The following is a 15,456-nucleotide window of genomic DNA, read 5'->3' on the forward strand; positions in this document are numbered from 1 at the left end:
AAACCTGTACACACGCTGTTGACAGCGACTTCAGCTGTCGGTATTCTAGCGCTCTACTATAACCCCAAAAAGGTATGCTCTTGAAGCAGACTTTTTGGGGTTTTCTGCATCATCAGGATAAAAGTCATAAAGTGTTTATTTCCACATATCGCCAAATCTATATATGCATAGTAGAATAGACCTAGGTGATAGATTGATAGATGCCAATAGGTCACAAATTAAAGAGAAGGAGTAATATCATGAAAAAATGGATGCTGAAGTGTTCCGTTATGCTGCTAGCCGCTTTTCTATTGATTCCGGGCATGGCAGGAGCAGAAGAAAGCTCAACTTTCACAGATGTAAAGGGTACATATTGGGCCAAAGATGCGATTGACAGTTTAGTTAGCTTAGGTGTGGTCAAAGGGTTTGAGAACCATACATTTAAGCCGGAGTCACCGGTAACCCGTGAGGAATTTGCCCAGTTAATCACGTTGGCCTTTTATCTGGATATACCCACAGATGATGCACAAACGTATAGGGATGTTGCTAAGTCGAGGTGGTCATTTCCTGCGGTGGAAGCTTCTAAAGAATTTTTGACAGGATATTACCCTCCAAATGGAAAAGCTTTCTTTGATCCGACAGGAAAAGCGACCCGTGAAGATGTTGCTGTAGCTCTTGTAAAAACACTTGGATATCAGCCTGATGATCTTCAGAATCCGGATATCCTTGATCGGTATAGAGATGCTGATGATGTATCTCCTAATCTGAGTACATACTTAGCCCTGGCTGTTGAGAAGAAGCTTCTCACCGGTTATGAAGATTACACGATTAAACCGACAAAAGCGGTAACCCGTGCGGAAGCGGCTTCGTTACTGTACCGTGTGCTCAAAAGCGCATCTAGTGAAAGTCAGTCTTCACTTGCACTTAATGTGGATGCTCCTGAAACCACCTCTTCTCCAACTTTCTATATAACAGGAGATGTTACTAAGGGTGCCAGTGTGTATATTAACAATAAAGCTGCTGAGGTCGTTCAAGGCCAATTCCGTGTTGCAATTCAGCTTAAGGATGAGGGGACTTATACTTACACCGTAACTGCAAGAATACCTGGCGGTAAGACGCAAACTGTCACAAAACAGGTTAAATTTGAAAAAGGTGCTCCTTCTGTAGTAGTAACTGGGGTGGCGGAAGTTACGGATAAACAGAGTATTACTGTGGCATGGACGATTAAGGATGATAATGATCCGAGTCCAATTGTCTATGTGAATGACCAAAAAATTACGTATGCCAGCAGTACCACGGTGAACTTAAAAGAAGGAGATAATACAGTTACAGTAAAAGTGGAGAATAAATTTGGAAAATCGACTGTGGTGACCAAGCATGTTGTTTTCCAGACGGGAGGTCCTGTATTAAAGGTTACTGATCTGCCGGCAACCACCAACAAGGATTCGGTTACTGTCTCCTGGACTGTATCTGATCCGAATGATTACAATCCCGAAGTCTATGTCAACGATCAGAGAATTTCTTACAGCAGCAGTACCTCGGTTAAATTAAAAGAAGGAACAAATACGCTTGTCATTAAAGCTACAAACAAGCTGGGTAAATCTACAATTGTGACAAAAACGATTAATTTTGTTAGCAGTGGTCCTGTTCTTAAAGTAAGCTCCATTCCGGAAAACACAACCAAGAATAGTGTAACTATATCTTGGAATGTTACGGATGAGAACGACTACAATCCGAGTGTCTATGTGAATGACCAACAAATTTCTTATAGCAGCAGTACCACCTTGAAGCTCAAGGAGGGTCAAAATACGGTAATAATCAAGGCAGTCAATAAATTGGGTCAAGTAACACAAGAATCCCATAACATTAACTTTGCGCCGTCCGCCCCTTCTCTAAAATTGGGATATGCTCCAGAAACAACATCTTCACCTTCTATTACGCTTACATGGTCTGTATCTGATGAGAACGACTACAGTCCTAATGTCTTCATCAACGATCAGAAAATTTCTTACAGCAGCAGTACCAATCTGGTGCTGAAACCGGGTGTAAACACATTCAAAATCGTGGCAAGCAACAGCTACGGTAAAACTACGGAATTAACGTATACGGTGACGTACACACCGGTTGAGTAAGCCAAGTAACCAAGCAATTATAATCGAAGGAAGTCCTGCTCCGCCGTTGTGGCAGAGTAGGGCTTTTTGTCGTTCTCTGTTCAATGACAGAGAGCATGTTTTTACTTAAGAGTTCGTTCAATCCTTCCAATACTACATAAAACAAATCAATCAATAATTTGTACTGGCATTATGAGCATATGATCTAAAGGATAGAGATAGTAAGCCTTTAATTTTTCTCATCTAATTACTGCAAGGGGAGGATCGATGGAATGGCTTTGTTCTCAACCGGTCCAATTGATGAATGATAACCATAAGTTTATGTATGATTGTGAAGAATGAGGAAGACACAATTGGCCGATGTCTAGAATCTGTACAGAATATTGTGGATGAAATCAATATTATCGACACGGGATCAAGCGATAATACAAAAGAGATTGCATCAAAGTATACGGATCGTATTTTTGATTTTGAATGGGTTCATGATTTTTCCAAGGCAAGGAACTTCGCCTTTCAGCAAGCAACCAAAGAGTTTATCTTGTGGCTCGACGCCGATGACGTGTTTCTGGAGAAGGATCAACGTAAGCTGAAGCTATTGAAGAAAGAGCTCAAAGCCTCTATTGACTCTGTGACTATGGAGTATCACTTGGCCGCTGATGAATACGGCAATGTAACTATGAAATCCGTACGAAATCGGCTGGTCAAAAGGAGCAACCAGTTTAAATGGATTGGGGCAGTCCATGAATATTTGGAAGTGAGCGGAGATATTTTTACCGGTGATATAGCAGTCACCCATAAAAGCATTCGGCACGATACAGATAGAAATTTGATGATATACGAAAAACAATTGTCAGAAGGCAAATTATTTACCCCTCGGGATTTATTCTATTTTGCTAACGAATTACGGGATCACCAGCAGTATGAGCGTGCCATTGAGTATTACGAGAAATTTCTATCAACGGATAAAGGCTGGATCGAGGATAACATTTCTGCATGTGGGAGACTGGCCGATTGTTATTTTGCTGTTGCGGATTTTAAGAAACAGCTTGAATCCACTTTGCGTTCGTTTCAATACGATCATCCAAGGCCGGAATTTTGCTGTAGATTAGGCTTTTACTTTTTATCCAAGCAAAATTTTAATGCAGCTATTTTTTGGTATAAACTAGCCACCACAATTGAACTGCCCATAGACAACATGGGTTTTAAAAATCCAAGCTACTCAACCTGGTTACCCCATCTGCAGCTGTGTGTGTGCTATGACCGGATAGGCCAATATGAGTTAGCCTACAAGCATAATGAAGAGGCCCGAATATATAGGCCAAGCGATACAAAGATACTTCAAAACAAAAAATATTTAGACTCGGTTCTGCAAAAAGAGGTTGAGACGCATGGGTAAAGTAAAAGTTCTGGTGGCTAGTCCTATTCATCAAAAACCTTCGATTTTACAACCTTTCCTTGAGTCGCTAAGTCGCCTTAATCAATCGGAGATTGATTGTTCGTTTGTGTTTATTGACGATAACAAAGAGATTAGGTCCAGCGAACTTTTACTCGAATTTCAGCAGATTAACAATAAAGTGACCATAATCAAGACCAAACATCAGTCTGATTATGTGCGTGATGACAGAACTCACTATTGGAATGAGAGCCTGGTGTGGCATGTCGCGGATATCAAAAACACGATTATTCAGCACGCGCTAGACCTGGAATATGATTATTTATTTTTAGTGGACTCCGATATTCTCTTATACCCCCAGACTGTTGATCATTTAGTATCCCTCAGGAAAGACATTATTTCAGAAATCTTTTGGACAAAATGGCAGCCTGAGGCTGGGGAACAACCTCAAGTGTGGATGAGTGATGAGTACATTCAATGGAAGCAGGTTCGGGGTGAGAACCTTACAGATGATGAGAAAAAGCGGCGTTATGATGAGTTCATTCAGCAAATGAGGACTCCCGGAGTCTATGAGGTAGGGGGGCTGGGAGCATGCACTTTAATTAGCCAAAAGTCACTGAGGTCCGGTGTGAATTTCAAGCAAATTCCGAATCTTTCGTTTTGGGGAGAAGATCGGCACTTTTGTATAAGAGCTGCTGCGCTTGGCCTGCGGTTATACGTGGATACCCATTATCCGGCCTACCATATTTACCGGGACTCTGATCTTAAAGGTGTTCCTGAGTTCGTATCCAGAACCTCATCGGATCAAGGAATGGATCAAGCCACACCTGTCAATCAAGCACCTCATGTCATTACGGGAGAGAGATCGAAATTAACCTTGTCGATGATCGTGAAAAATGAAAGCGGACGATACTTAGAGAAAGTTATCGCAGAACACAGGAAATATATTGACGAAGTAGTCATTATTGATGATGGCAGCACCGATGATACGGTGGATATATGCAAGTCATACTTTGCCGGCATTCCTGTACACTTGGTCAGCAACACCTCATCCAAGTTCTCCAATGAAGTTGAACTTCGTAAGCAGCAATGGCAAGAGACGATATCCACCAATCCCGAGTGGATCTTGAATCTCGATGCGGACGAAATGTTTGAGAATAGGTTCAACAAGGAGCTGCCAAAGCTTGTTAATCAGACTCACACGGATGTGTTTTGTTTTCGCTTATATGACTTTTGGAACGAAGATTATTACAGGGAAGATGAATTTTGGAGCTCACACAAGACATACCGTCCTTTTTTAATAAGATACCGTCCAGATTTTGAATATACCTGGCGAGAAACGCCGCAGCACTGCGGAAGATTTCCTAATAATATTTTCACGCTTCCCAATGCGCTTTCAGACATCCGCCTTATGCATTTTGGATGGATGAGGGAGGAGGATCGTATTCGAAAATTTAACCGCTATATGGAGCTTGATCCCCTAGGAGAGTTCGGATCCATGGCGCAATACTTGTCTATTCGTGACGTGCATCCTTATCTTGTGAGATGGACAGAGTGACTATAGACGGGGAAGTCATGATTTGACCTGGAGTGCAAGGTCATTTTCCAGGTTATCTGCTGGTTAGTATAGAAGAGAAAAGGAATATTGAGAAGATTGTCGAATAAAGATAGTACACACATACATGCAGATTGCCATTAACATAGGAAATGGACAGCAAAGGGTGGAAAATTTCACCCTTTTTTCTTTTGAGCATGCTAAAATTAGCTTTGGATCCGGTGGTTTTATAGCTTTTAACAAGATTTTTAGGTTAGCACAATAAAAGTGTCATAAAATGATGAATTTTGTCGATAAATAGTTATAACAATTTGGCAAAAGTAATAATAGAAAGGAAATACTCCTGAGATGATTGGATTTAGAAGATTAATGATTGTATACATATTAGTAATGAGCCTATTATTGATTTTTTTGAACGGGATCTATTATTACACCATGAGAAGTGCTCTCCTGGACGGGCAGAAGCAGAGCATAGAGATGATGACCTCTCACATTAAATCTTCCCTTGAAATTACGCAAAAAGGGGAAATGCTGTTCGAGGAGGCTCTGTCGGAGAAGCTGCGCCTTGCATCCATTGCAGCACAAACTATGCTGCCTCATAAGCTTGAAGATGTGACCAATGAACAGCTCATGCAAATACGGGACAAGCTGGGGATTGAGGATTTGACCCTCTTCAAGTATTTGAAGGAAGAGAACAATTTCATCGGAGTGAAATCCAGCGATCCTAAAGAGATCGGGATGACCACAGAGACCTGGGGGTCTGGAAAGTGGAATAAAGTATTTAAAGAATTGATGGAAAAGCATAATGCTACGCCGATTCCGAACTTCGGCGAGAACCTGCCTAACTTCTGGGCGGGACCATTTGATACCTCGTCCTCCGATCCTACTAAGATTAGCAAATGGGGTTACTACAACGATGGGACCACGGATTATCTGATTGATCCTTATATCTCAGAAAGTATTATTAATAGGTTCAGAGACAAGGCTGGGGTTCAGTTCAATATCGAGGAGCAGGAGAAGAGCAATCCGTTAATCCTCGAAATTGGCATCTTGAATGATAAAATTTTGCAGGGAGAATTTAAGGTTCCCAAGGATAAGCCTGAATGGCATTCGGAACGTAAGCTTCTCTATGGTAATTATAATTATACTTCCCCGGAAGACTCAGCAATGGCCAAGGAAGCTTTCTCCAAGATGGAAAAGGTGCATAAGGTGATGGAGATCAATGGAAGATCTGTGCTAAGAACCTACTCACCTATTAGTCTGGAAGATAACGTGAACAAAGGGTTCGATCGTATGCTGATCATCGTTACTTCTGATATGGATCAGCTTACATCGGACCTGATCCAAAAAGAGGTAAAAATATCGATCGTGGCTTTGATTATTTTGGTCATCGGGGCCTTAATGATTAGTGCCGTAGTTAGATATATTAAGAGACAGGGCAGAATTGTTAATGATGTGCAAAGCATGTATCTTCAAAATATCGATAGCCTGTTCAAGACGATCAAGGAGTATCGGCATGATTTCGTGAATCACATCTTTGCACTGACTGGACTTGCTAGGATCAAGAAATATGAAGAACTTGAGGCTTATCTCCACAGCCTCACTCATATTAACAAATCATTTAACGAAATTATTGATATCCAGGTTCCCGCCTTTAACGGGCTTATTCAAGCGAAAGCCGCTCAGGCGCTGGAACGAAAGATTAACTTTGAATATTATTTCACCGGGTTCGAGCTTCTGAATCTGGATATATTAAAAATTACGAATCTCGTCCGCATCACCGGAAATCTGGTGGATAATGCCTTCTATGCGGTACAGGATATAGATGAGGCTGACCGGACAGTAGAGGTACTGGCCCGGGTTGAACAGAAGAAATTAACCATTCAAGTTCTCAATAATGGGGAGCCTATTCCGGACGAGCTCCGAGATCGGATCTTTGACCATGGGTTCACGACGAAGCCGAAGAATCGGAACAGCGGTCTTGGTCTTGCTATTGTAAGAAAGCTTGTTGAGGGCTACAATGGACGGATTACGCTTGAGAGTAGTAACGAATACACCTGCTTCAAAATCGAAATTCCGCTTAGTCCCAAAGAACTTCATGGGAATGCTTGACGGAGTGAAGTATTGCAGAATAAGAGCCTGGGAGAATACTCCCGGGCTCTTGTTCTATCTCACAGTCGTTGTTAGCATACTCCGGCATAATTATGGATGATGAGCTGAGTATGGGCAAAGGAATATTAGACCTGCTGGCCGAATACTAGTCTGTGGCATATCAATTGAAATGAAACGCGATTGGAGTGATCAGGTTGAATATATTTTTTGAGTACAATTGGCAGGTAAGGGAAGAGTGGTTCGATTGGTGCAGCCAAATTTCTCAGGAGAAGCTTGTTCGTGAGCGTATAGGCGGTGTTGGGAGCATTCTACGTACCTTGGTGCACATTGTAGATGTCGAGCAGTCTTGGATCAGGGGTTTAATGGGGGTACCTGAGTTTCATTATAAATATGACGATTATACAAGCCTTGAGTCAGTAAGGAATTTATCGGATAAATGCAGGCTTGAGATTAAGGATTACATTAGCGAGTGGTCTGAGGATGAAGAAAAACGCCAATTCAATCAATTTACGTATGCTGAAGTGATCCGTCACGTCATCGCTCATGAGATCCATCATATAGGCCAGCTGTCCATTTGGTCGAGAGAGCTGGGGCTGACGCCGATCTCGGCTAATTTTATTCGAAGAGGCTTGGGGCAGGGAGTGGAATGAAGCCGCACTGCTCCGGACCAAAATTTATAATCCCGCGAAGATATTTAGCAGCCTAGTTCAAATGTCCAGGGACAGAAATTGGCTTGCTGCGGTCAGAGGTGTGAAATGCATCAAACCTCATAGACAGATTGATCTTGGCGTACCTGTTGGATGCGGAGCGCTATCCTGCACAATGAAATCAGTTCTTTATTCCATATAAAGGAGTGATGCTGTCTTATGCCAATTGTGCGAAATTACGTGAAGTTATTCATGGTAGTCTGTCTCGGATTGAGTCTTTCGCTGAGTGAATCCGGCACCGGGAATGCATCGGCAGGCTCGCCTGTCCTTGAGAAGGAGTGGACAGAGTTCTATGGGGATTCCTCGAATTACAATGAGCCCCGTGATGTGGCGCCAACGGCAGATGGAGGGATGGTAATTCTGGCTGACAAGACCGGGCGCGAGAACTATATTACCAAACTGAATGTGATTAAGACCGATAAGAATGGGGCCGTAGAGTGGGACAAGGAATTTTTCGATAGTCAATATGACACAGACGCGCTCCACGGCTATACGATTACACAGGTAAGTGATGGCGGTTATATCATAGGGGCGGCTGTTAAGGATAACAGCGATGGGAGACCCAGCTACGTTGCCTATCTCCTTAGGTTATCTTCAGATGGCAGCAAAAAATGGGGCCGAATCTACATATCTAAAGTAGTAGAAAACCCGGTCAACAGTGTGAGGGAAACCGCGGATGGCGGTTTCATTGTGACCTCTTCGACTTATAACAGGTCAGATACGGCTCCAGCTTATATTCTTAAGACAAATAGAGATGGAAAGAAGGAATGGGAGCGGACCTTCAGTAATTCCCTCGAAAACTTCGGTGCAGGCCAATCGTTCCGGGATGCCGTCCCGGCGCTAGATGGCGGATACTGGGCCATAGGGGATACCCAGAATGTTAATTTGCCCCGCAGCTATCCGCTGCTTGTAAAGTACAGCTCCTCCGGGAAGTTTGTGTCCAGACGAATTAAAGAGTCCTTGGACTGGGGAAGATTAAGTTACAAACAGATCGAGGCTGCTCCAGAGGGCGATGGTTATACGATGCTCAATGCTGAAGGTCTGTGGAAGGTCAATAAAGACGGGCAGACTCAATGGAACAAGAGGCTGACAGATTCCTCGCCGGAGCTGTTGGGTACAAGTTTTGACTATCTGAAGCCTGTGGATCATGGTTATGAAGTCATCGGCACCACCAAAGATCGTGGTGATCTGGTGACCGTGAAGGTCAGTCTCGGCGGGAAAATAACTTCCGTGCTTCATCAAGATATTCCGGCATCTGCTTCAACAGGCGGATACAGAGCTTATCTGCCTAATGGAGGTCTTGCCTTATTGGGCAAGACTGAGAATGCCGAACAGCTGAACCTTACGAGATATAAATCGGTTCTGCCCGGCGATGAACCCGGAGAGACCGATGGGATATATACTCTTGACTCGAATGAGTACTCATTAACCGTCAATCACACAATAGATCCGATTGCCCTGTTCATGAAATCAGACGGAAGCGTAATCCCCGTGACAGGTGAATCCAAGTTGTCTATCAAGCATCCCGAAATCGCCACCATTGATGAAGCGGGTAATATCACCGGTCTTTCCCCGGGCCTAACCCAGATTACCGCTGAGTACCAAGGATATACAGCAACCGCCACACTCCTTGTTGTTCCCCCCTATGTACAGAATTAATTGAATAAATGGAGCCAGGACCCCCTCACGGAGTCCTGGCTCCTATCTAAATCGCCCTGGCATTCCAGGAAAGGAGAACCTGCATAACTTGAAACCTACACTAAAAAACAGATTCTCCATTGAATTAATTTATGTTTTGGGGATTGTCGCCATCTCGTTTGCGGCCATTTTTGTAAAATGGTCGCAGGCTGAGGTATCCGCTATAGCCATGTACCGTCTGTTCATCACAGACCTCTTGTTAGTACCGCTGCTCTGGAAATATAGAATTGAATTCTCCAAGCTGACCCTACGACAGCTCGGAATGCTGTTCGTATCGGGGACTGCGCTGGGACTTCATTTCCTCTTGTGGATGGCCTCCCTCCGCTTTACTACGGTGGCTAGTTCAACCGTCATACTGACCTTAGAGCCGATAATTGTTATGCTTGGTTCTTTCTTCTTGTTCCGCCTTCGTTCAAATAGAGCCATGAGAATAGGCATGGCCGTAGCCATTACCGGGTCACTAGCCATAAGCATGGGGGATTTCACATTATCCGGCTCCGCTTTAGTAGGCGATATCCTGTCTTTTCTAAGTGTCATTGCGGTGTCTGCTCATCTTCTCATAGGTAAGAGGATGCGGGAGTGGACCAGTGCTTATGTCTATAATTTCTGTGTATTTGCCTTTGCGGGCATATTTCTAGCTGTCTACAATGTAGTTAGTGGTATACCATTTGGAGGATATTCGGAGAGAGAGTGGGGATTATTCCTTCTTCTCGCTTTGATCCCGACCTTGTTCGGCCATTACTTATTCAATTGGCTGCTAAAGTATATGAACGCTTCTGCCGTGTCCATGGCGGTTCTCGGTGAACCGGTGGTGGCTTCCATTCTGGCCTGGCAGCTGCTGAATGAGAGACTGACTACTCTGCAGCTGGTGGCCGGGGTGTTCATTATAGCAGGGGTATGGGTATTTATCCGCTATGGCAAAGAGACAGACAGGGACTGAGGAGCAACCGGGATATATTCCCTAGGTTGATCTCTCCACAGATACCCGCATCTTGTCGAAGAACTGGGTCAAGGCGAGTGAAGCAGCTCCGATCACAGTCGCTCCCATGTTAAGGTGGGAGAATTCGATCTGGGCTTTGTCTTTATGGTAAGGTAGTGCCCGCCTCGCCACAGTCTCCCGAATTTCATCTGCTATCCAAGGTTCAGCCAAGGCAATCCGGTTCCCGATAATGATCAGCTCAGGGTTGAAAATATTAATGATGTTGGCAATTCCTATCCCGAGAAAGTGGCCGTTGTTCTTCAATATACGTCGCGCTTCCTCATTTCCGCTTTCCGCAAGCTGCACCAGGTGCTCGAGCCTCAGATCATCGCCATCCAGAATATAGGCTTTGGCTGCTTCATGTACAGTATCTGATTGACGCGCTTCTTCGAGAAGAGCACGCTCGGATGCATACAGCTCCCAGCAGCCATAATTGCCGCAGCTGCATGGTTTGCCATCTGCTTCAATGGTCGTGTGTCCAGCTTCGCCGGAATATCCGGATACCCCTTTATAAATATCTTGATTAATTACAATCCCCGTGCCGATACCGTGACTGACGCTGAGATAAATTAAATGGTCTCGATCTTTGCCTGCTCCAAATGCCTTCTCTCCCTGAGCACCGGCATTGGCCTCGTTATCTATTACCACAGGAATTTGGAACGCTTCCCTAAGCCAGCCTCCCAGATTGACGTTCTTCCAATGCAGATTGGGAGCAAAGAGAACCGTGCCGTTGTCATCAACAATACCCGGAACACCCACACCAATGCCCACAACTCCGTAATGGCTTTCAGGCGCTGAAGCAATTAGTTCACGAATCATTCTGGAGAGAACAGCATAGACGAGATTAGAATCGATGGATTCAAGTGACGACTCTATCTGCTGTACAATGCTCCCTTGAAGATCGGTAAGCACGGCAGAAGCCATATCAATTCGCAGATCGATCCCAATTGCATACCCTGCACGCTGATTAAAGCTCAGCATGACCGGTTTTCTTCCTCCGCTGGATTCTCCTTGTCCCAACTCTTCGACTAATCCATTCTCGATAAGCTGGTTGACCAGACTAGAGACCGTCCCTTTATTCAGACCCGATTTGGCCGATACGGCTGCCCGCGATATGGGGGAGTGGGTTCGTATAAGATCAAGTACGATAGAGCTGTTAATTTGTTTGACCAGGAATTGGTCGCCCGTAAGCTGCCGCATGATTGCACCTCAGTATTCCAAAAAGTAATAGCCTGCCATTATTTCATTCACTTTATTAAGTGTAGAACGTTCCTAAAAAATAATCAATAACTTAGTTTATTCAATAGACAAACTAAGTTATCCGGTGTAAGATATGGGCAGATCCAATTATCATACTGTCTGGGAGGGCATTTTAAATGAGTTATTTTGCAAATGTTAATGAAATCGCTTACGAAGGTAAATCATCTACTAATCCACTGGCTTTCAAGTACTATAATGCACAGGAGAAGATTGGCGGCAAGACCATGGAAGAGCACCTTCGCTTTGCCGTTGCTTATTGGCATACTTTCAAAGCAGATGGTACGGACCCGTTCGGAGTGGGGACAGCAGTACGCGGCTGGAATAAATATTCCGGTCTGGATCTTGCCAAGGCCCGTGTTGAAGCTTCTTTTGAATTCTACAGCAAGCTGAATGCCCCATTCTTCTGCTTCCACGACCGGGATATTGCCCCAGAAGGGGGGACGCTTCAGGAGACGAACAAGAATCTGGACGTAATTGTTGATATGATAAAAGAATACATGAAGACCAGCAGCACTAAGCTGCTGTGGAACACCGCTAACATGTTCACGAACCCCCGCTTCACCCACGGCGCAGGTACGACAAGCAACGCGGACGTCTATGCCTATGCGGCAGCCCAGGTGAAGAAAGGCCTTGAAGTCGGCAAAGAGCTTGGTGCGGAGAACTATGTGTTCTGGGGCGGCCGTGAAGGTTACGAGACTCTACTAAATACAGATATGGAATTTGAGCTTGATAATCTTGCCCGTCTCTATCATATGGCGATTGATTATGCCAAGGAGATTGGCTTTGACGCGCAGTTCCTGATTGAACCCAAGCCGAAAGAGCCTACCAAGCACCAGTACGATTTTGATGCGGCTACTACACTAGCCTTCCTGCACAGATATGGTCTTAAGGATCATTTCAAGCTGAACCTTGAGGCTAACCATGCCACGCTTGCCGGACATACTTTCGAGCATGAGCTCCGGGTTGCCCGGATCAATGGCGTGCTAGGATCGCTGGATGCGAATCAGGGGGATATGCTGCTGGGCTGGGATACGGATGAATTCCCGCAGGATCTTTATACGACTACACTGACGATGTATGAAGTGCTGAAGAATGGCGGGATTGGCCGCGGTGGTGTTAACTTTGATGCGAAGGTTCGCCGCGGTTCATTCGAGCCTGAGGATTTGTTCTATGCTCACATTGCCGGGATGGATGCCTATGCGAAAGGACTTAAAGTAGCGGCGAAAATGATCGAGGACCGTGTATTTGAGAAGGTGATTGAGGAACGTTATGCTACCTTCAAGGAAGGGATCGGTCAAGAAATCTTATCCGGCACAGCAACCCTGAAATCCCTTGAGGCGTATGCACTTGAGAATAATCCTATTAATAAAAAATCAGGCCGCCTGGAACTGATTCGCTCCGTGTTCAACCAATATATCTTGGGCGACCTGTAATCGATCTGTGTAATCGATCGGAGATTCTGGATATACTCCCGGAGAGTGATAAGGAGAGAAATCTATGAAATATGTAATCGGAATTGATCTGGGCACCAGCTCCGTTAAGGTTCTGCTGGTAGAACAGGAGGGCAGCATCCGGGGCGAAGCGTCCGAGTCATACCCCTTGATTCAGCTAAAGTCAGGCTTTAGTGAGCAGGATCCTGAGCTGTGGGTAACCCAGACGGTCAAGGCCTTGAAGAGACTCGTCACCGAGTCGAAGGTGCCGCGCGAAGATATCGACGGCATCAGCTTCTCTGGGCAGATGCATGGTCTGGTCCTGCTTGATCAGGAGCACCGTGTGCTCCGTCATGCCATTCTATGGAATGATACACGGACGACGAAGCAATGCCGTGAGATTGAGCAGAAGCTGGGTGATCACCTTCTCAAATATGCGAAGAATCCCGCTCTTGAAGGGTTCACGCTGCCCAAGCTGCTATGGGTAAGAGAGCATGAGCCGGAAGTTTATAGCCAGGCTGCCACCTTCTTGCTCCCCAAAGACTATCTTCGGTACAGGCTGACCGGAAGAATCTCGATGGAATATTCGGATGCAGCAGGCACACTAATGCTGGATGTGTCAGCCAAACGCTGGAGTCCGGAAATTCTGGAAGCCTTCGATATTCCGCGTAAGCTCTGTCCTATGCTTACCGGCTCGGATGAGAGGGTAGGAACGCTCCTTCCGGAAATGACAGAGCTTACCGGACTCGGCGAGCATGTCCAGGTATTTGCCGGGGGCGCGGATAATGCGTGCGGAGCTATCGGGGCAGGCATACTTCGTCCAGGTGAGACTCTGTGCAGTATCGGCACCTCGGGTGTTGTGCTCTCCTATGAGGAGAATCCTGATGCAGATTACGAAGGCAAGCTGCATTTCTTCAATCACGGTAAGCCAGAAGCCTTCTACGCGATGGGGGTGACACTCGCCGCAGGCAGCAGCATGACGTGGTTCAAGGATACGTTTGCAAAAGATCTGTCCTTCGATGAGCTGCTCTGTAATCTGGATCGGATTCCGGCTGGCGCAGGCGGGCTCCTGTTCACGCCATATCTGTCAGGCGAGCGTACGCCACATGCGGACGCCGTGATTCGGGGCAGCTTCATCGGGATGGATGCCGGTCACAGCCGGGATCACTTTGTGAGAGCGGTAGTGGAAGGCATCACATTCTCTCTGGCAGAGTCTATTCGAATTCTCAGGGATTCGGGCCAGCAGATTGAATCCATTATCTCGATTGGCGGCGGAGCAAGGAATGAAGCTTGGCTGCAAATGCAGGCGGATATCTTCGGTACAGAGATTGTACGCCTTGAGAGTGAGCAGGGACCTGCACTCGGCGCGGCCATGCTGGCTGCGTTTGGTCTGAAGTGGTATGAGTCCCTTGAAGACTGCGCAGCGGCCTTTATCCGGCATTCCAGAACCTATAAGCCCAATCCGGAGCGTGTCCAAGTATACGCAGACCTGTTCGAGATTTATCAGCGCGTCTATACAGATACGAAGCAGCTGAACAAGAGCCTGGAAGCTTACCGGACATAGACATAGTGCCAAATCCGCAATCAGGTCCACTAAGCCGTTGTTATGGCAATGTGGACCCTTTTGCATGCAAAATATAGACTTTCCATAGAAAGCCAGTTCCCGCATTGAGCCGCGTTCTTGTTAAGCACTTGTCATCCTAAGCTTAGAGTTCTGCCAGTCTCTACAAGCGTCTTGATATTACTGAGAATCATGGGCCAGGCGTTCTGGCTTCCCTGGTACGAGGGATCATCCTTGTGCCAATTGTCATGGATTAAAGTCAGTTTGGTTGTCCCGCCGACCGGTTCAAGCAGCCACGAAATCCGAGATTCATAATTCTCGGCATCCGGTTCCTTAAGATAAGAAGGTCCAACCTTGTGTGTGAACCGGAACGCCTTCTGTGGACTGAACTCCAATACAGTTCCGAACACGTGAAGAGTGTTCTCTCCATCTTGACCTGGACCAATATACTCCAGAAGGTCCCCCTCTTTGAAGGTAGAGTGAATCACGCTGCCGAAGTAAATTTGCCGCACCTGATGGGGAGCAACCAGAGCCTCCCATACCTCTTCCGGTGAGCCCCCGATATAGATTTCATATTTCAATTCCAGCATGTAATGACCTCCTCAATTCTTATGTGAGATACATGTACCAAGTATCTTCGCCAAGTATAGAACAAGATCACTGCCAGCTGC

The 15,456-nt window shown here is 45.6% G+C and carries 11 protein-coding genes; 9 read left to right on the top strand and 2 right to left on the bottom strand.

What is annotated here, in order from left to right; genetic code table 11:
• Positions 1–239 precede the first annotated feature (239 nt).
• The 7 genes from ACRRNK_RS06895 (at position 240) to ACRRNK_RS06925 (ending at position 10,495) form a co-directional block, all read left to right on the top strand.
• Positions 240–2,111 (top strand): S-layer homology domain-containing protein, encoded by a 1,872-nt coding sequence (locus ACRRNK_RS06895; protein WP_433946026.1) that lies wholly within the window; start codon positions 240–242, stop codon positions 2,109–2,111.
• Positions 2,112–2,394: 283 nt separating this feature from the next.
• Positions 2,395–3,486 (top strand): tetratricopeptide repeat-containing glycosyltransferase family 2 protein, encoded by a 1,092-nt coding sequence (locus tag ACRRNK_RS06900; RefSeq protein ID WP_433946027.1) that lies wholly within the window; start codon positions 2,395–2,397, stop codon positions 3,484–3,486.
• On the top strand, positions 3,479–5,041 hold the full coding sequence (locus tag ACRRNK_RS06905) for a glycosyltransferase family 2 protein (RefSeq protein ID WP_433946028.1): 1,563 nt from the start codon (positions 3,479–3,481) through the stop codon (positions 5,039–5,041). The genes ACRRNK_RS06900 and ACRRNK_RS06905 overlap by 8 nt, the downstream gene beginning before the upstream one ends.
• A 387-nt stretch (positions 5,042–5,428) precedes the next feature.
• Complete coding sequence (locus ACRRNK_RS06910) at positions 5,429–7,150, top strand: sensor histidine kinase (RefSeq protein WP_433946029.1); 1,722 nt, start codon at positions 5,429–5,431, stop codon at positions 7,148–7,150.
• A gap of 194 nt (positions 7,151–7,344) precedes the next feature.
• Positions 7,345–7,800: a DinB family protein gene (locus ACRRNK_RS06915; protein ID WP_433946030.1), complete on the top strand. Its 456-nt coding sequence runs from the start codon at positions 7,345–7,347 to the stop codon at positions 7,798–7,800.
• Between the two features lie 216 nt (positions 7,801–8,016).
• Complete coding sequence (locus tag ACRRNK_RS06920; RefSeq protein WP_433946031.1) at positions 8,017–9,516, top strand: hypothetical protein; 1,500 nt, start codon at positions 8,017–8,019, stop codon at positions 9,514–9,516.
• An 88-nt stretch (positions 9,517–9,604) separates the two neighbouring features.
• Positions 9,605–10,495, top strand: a complete 891-nt coding sequence (locus tag ACRRNK_RS06925; protein ID WP_433946032.1) for a DMT family transporter — start codon at positions 9,605–9,607, stop codon at positions 10,493–10,495.
• Positions 10,496–10,516: 21 nt separating this feature from the next.
• On the opposite strand, the gene ACRRNK_RS06930 is transcribed toward ACRRNK_RS06925, so the two are convergent.
• On the bottom strand, positions 10,517–11,734 hold the full coding sequence (locus ACRRNK_RS06930) for an ROK family protein (RefSeq protein ID WP_433946033.1): 1,218 nt from the start codon (positions 11,732–11,734) through the stop codon (positions 10,517–10,519).
• A gap of 176 nt (positions 11,735–11,910) precedes the next feature.
• Between ACRRNK_RS06930 and xylA the strand changes: the two genes are divergently transcribed.
• Positions 11,911–13,227 carry a xylose isomerase gene (gene xylA, locus ACRRNK_RS06935; RefSeq protein ID WP_433946034.1) on the top strand — a complete coding sequence of 439 codons (1,317 nt, stop codon included), beginning with the start codon at positions 11,911–11,913 and terminating at the stop codon, positions 13,225–13,227.
• A 64-nt stretch (positions 13,228–13,291) separates the two neighbouring features.
• Positions 13,292–14,788, top strand: a complete 1,497-nt coding sequence (gene xylB / locus ACRRNK_RS06940) for a xylulokinase (protein WP_433946035.1) — start codon at positions 13,292–13,294, stop codon at positions 14,786–14,788.
• A 131-nt stretch (positions 14,789–14,919) separates the two neighbouring features.
• Here the strand turns inward: xylB and ACRRNK_RS06945 are convergent, their stop codons facing one another.
• Positions 14,920–15,375: an SRPBCC domain-containing protein gene (locus ACRRNK_RS06945; RefSeq protein ID WP_433946036.1), complete on the bottom strand. Its 456-nt coding sequence runs from the start codon at positions 15,373–15,375 to the stop codon at positions 14,920–14,922.
• Positions 15,376–15,456: the final 81 nt, after the last annotated feature.

Source organism: Paenibacillus sp. SN-8-1, assembly GCF_050995535.1.
GTDB lineage: Bacteria > Bacillota > Bacilli > Paenibacillales > Paenibacillaceae > Fontibacillus.

Bases quoted from the DNA above. Each gene is read 5' to 3' on its own strand.
- xylB (WP_433946035.1), top strand. From the start codon at position 13,292: ATGAAATATGTAATCGGAATTGATCTGGGCACCAGCTCCGTTAAGGTT.
- ACRRNK_RS06910 (WP_433946029.1), top strand. From the start codon at position 5,429: ATGAGCCTATTATTGATTTTTTTGAACGGGATCTATTATTACACCATG.
- ACRRNK_RS06900 (WP_433946027.1), top strand. From the start codon at position 2,395: ATGATAACCATAAGTTTATGTATGATTGTGAAGAATGAGGAAGACACA.
- ACRRNK_RS06945 (WP_433946036.1), bottom strand. From the start codon at position 15,375: ATGCTGGAATTGAAATATGAAATCTATATCGGGGGCTCACCGGAAGAG.
- xylA (WP_433946034.1), top strand. From the start codon at position 11,911: ATGAGTTATTTTGCAAATGTTAATGAAATCGCTTACGAAGGTAAATCA.
- ACRRNK_RS06905 (WP_433946028.1), top strand. From the start codon at position 3,479: ATGGGTAAAGTAAAAGTTCTGGTGGCTAGTCCTATTCATCAAAAACCT.
- ACRRNK_RS06930 (WP_433946033.1), bottom strand. From the start codon at position 11,734: ATGCGGCAGCTTACGGGCGACCAATTCCTGGTCAAACAAATTAACAGC.
- ACRRNK_RS06920 (WP_433946031.1), top strand. From the start codon at position 8,017: ATGCCAATTGTGCGAAATTACGTGAAGTTATTCATGGTAGTCTGTCTC.
- ACRRNK_RS06895 (WP_433946026.1), top strand. From the start codon at position 240: ATGAAAAAATGGATGCTGAAGTGTTCCGTTATGCTGCTAGCCGCTTTT.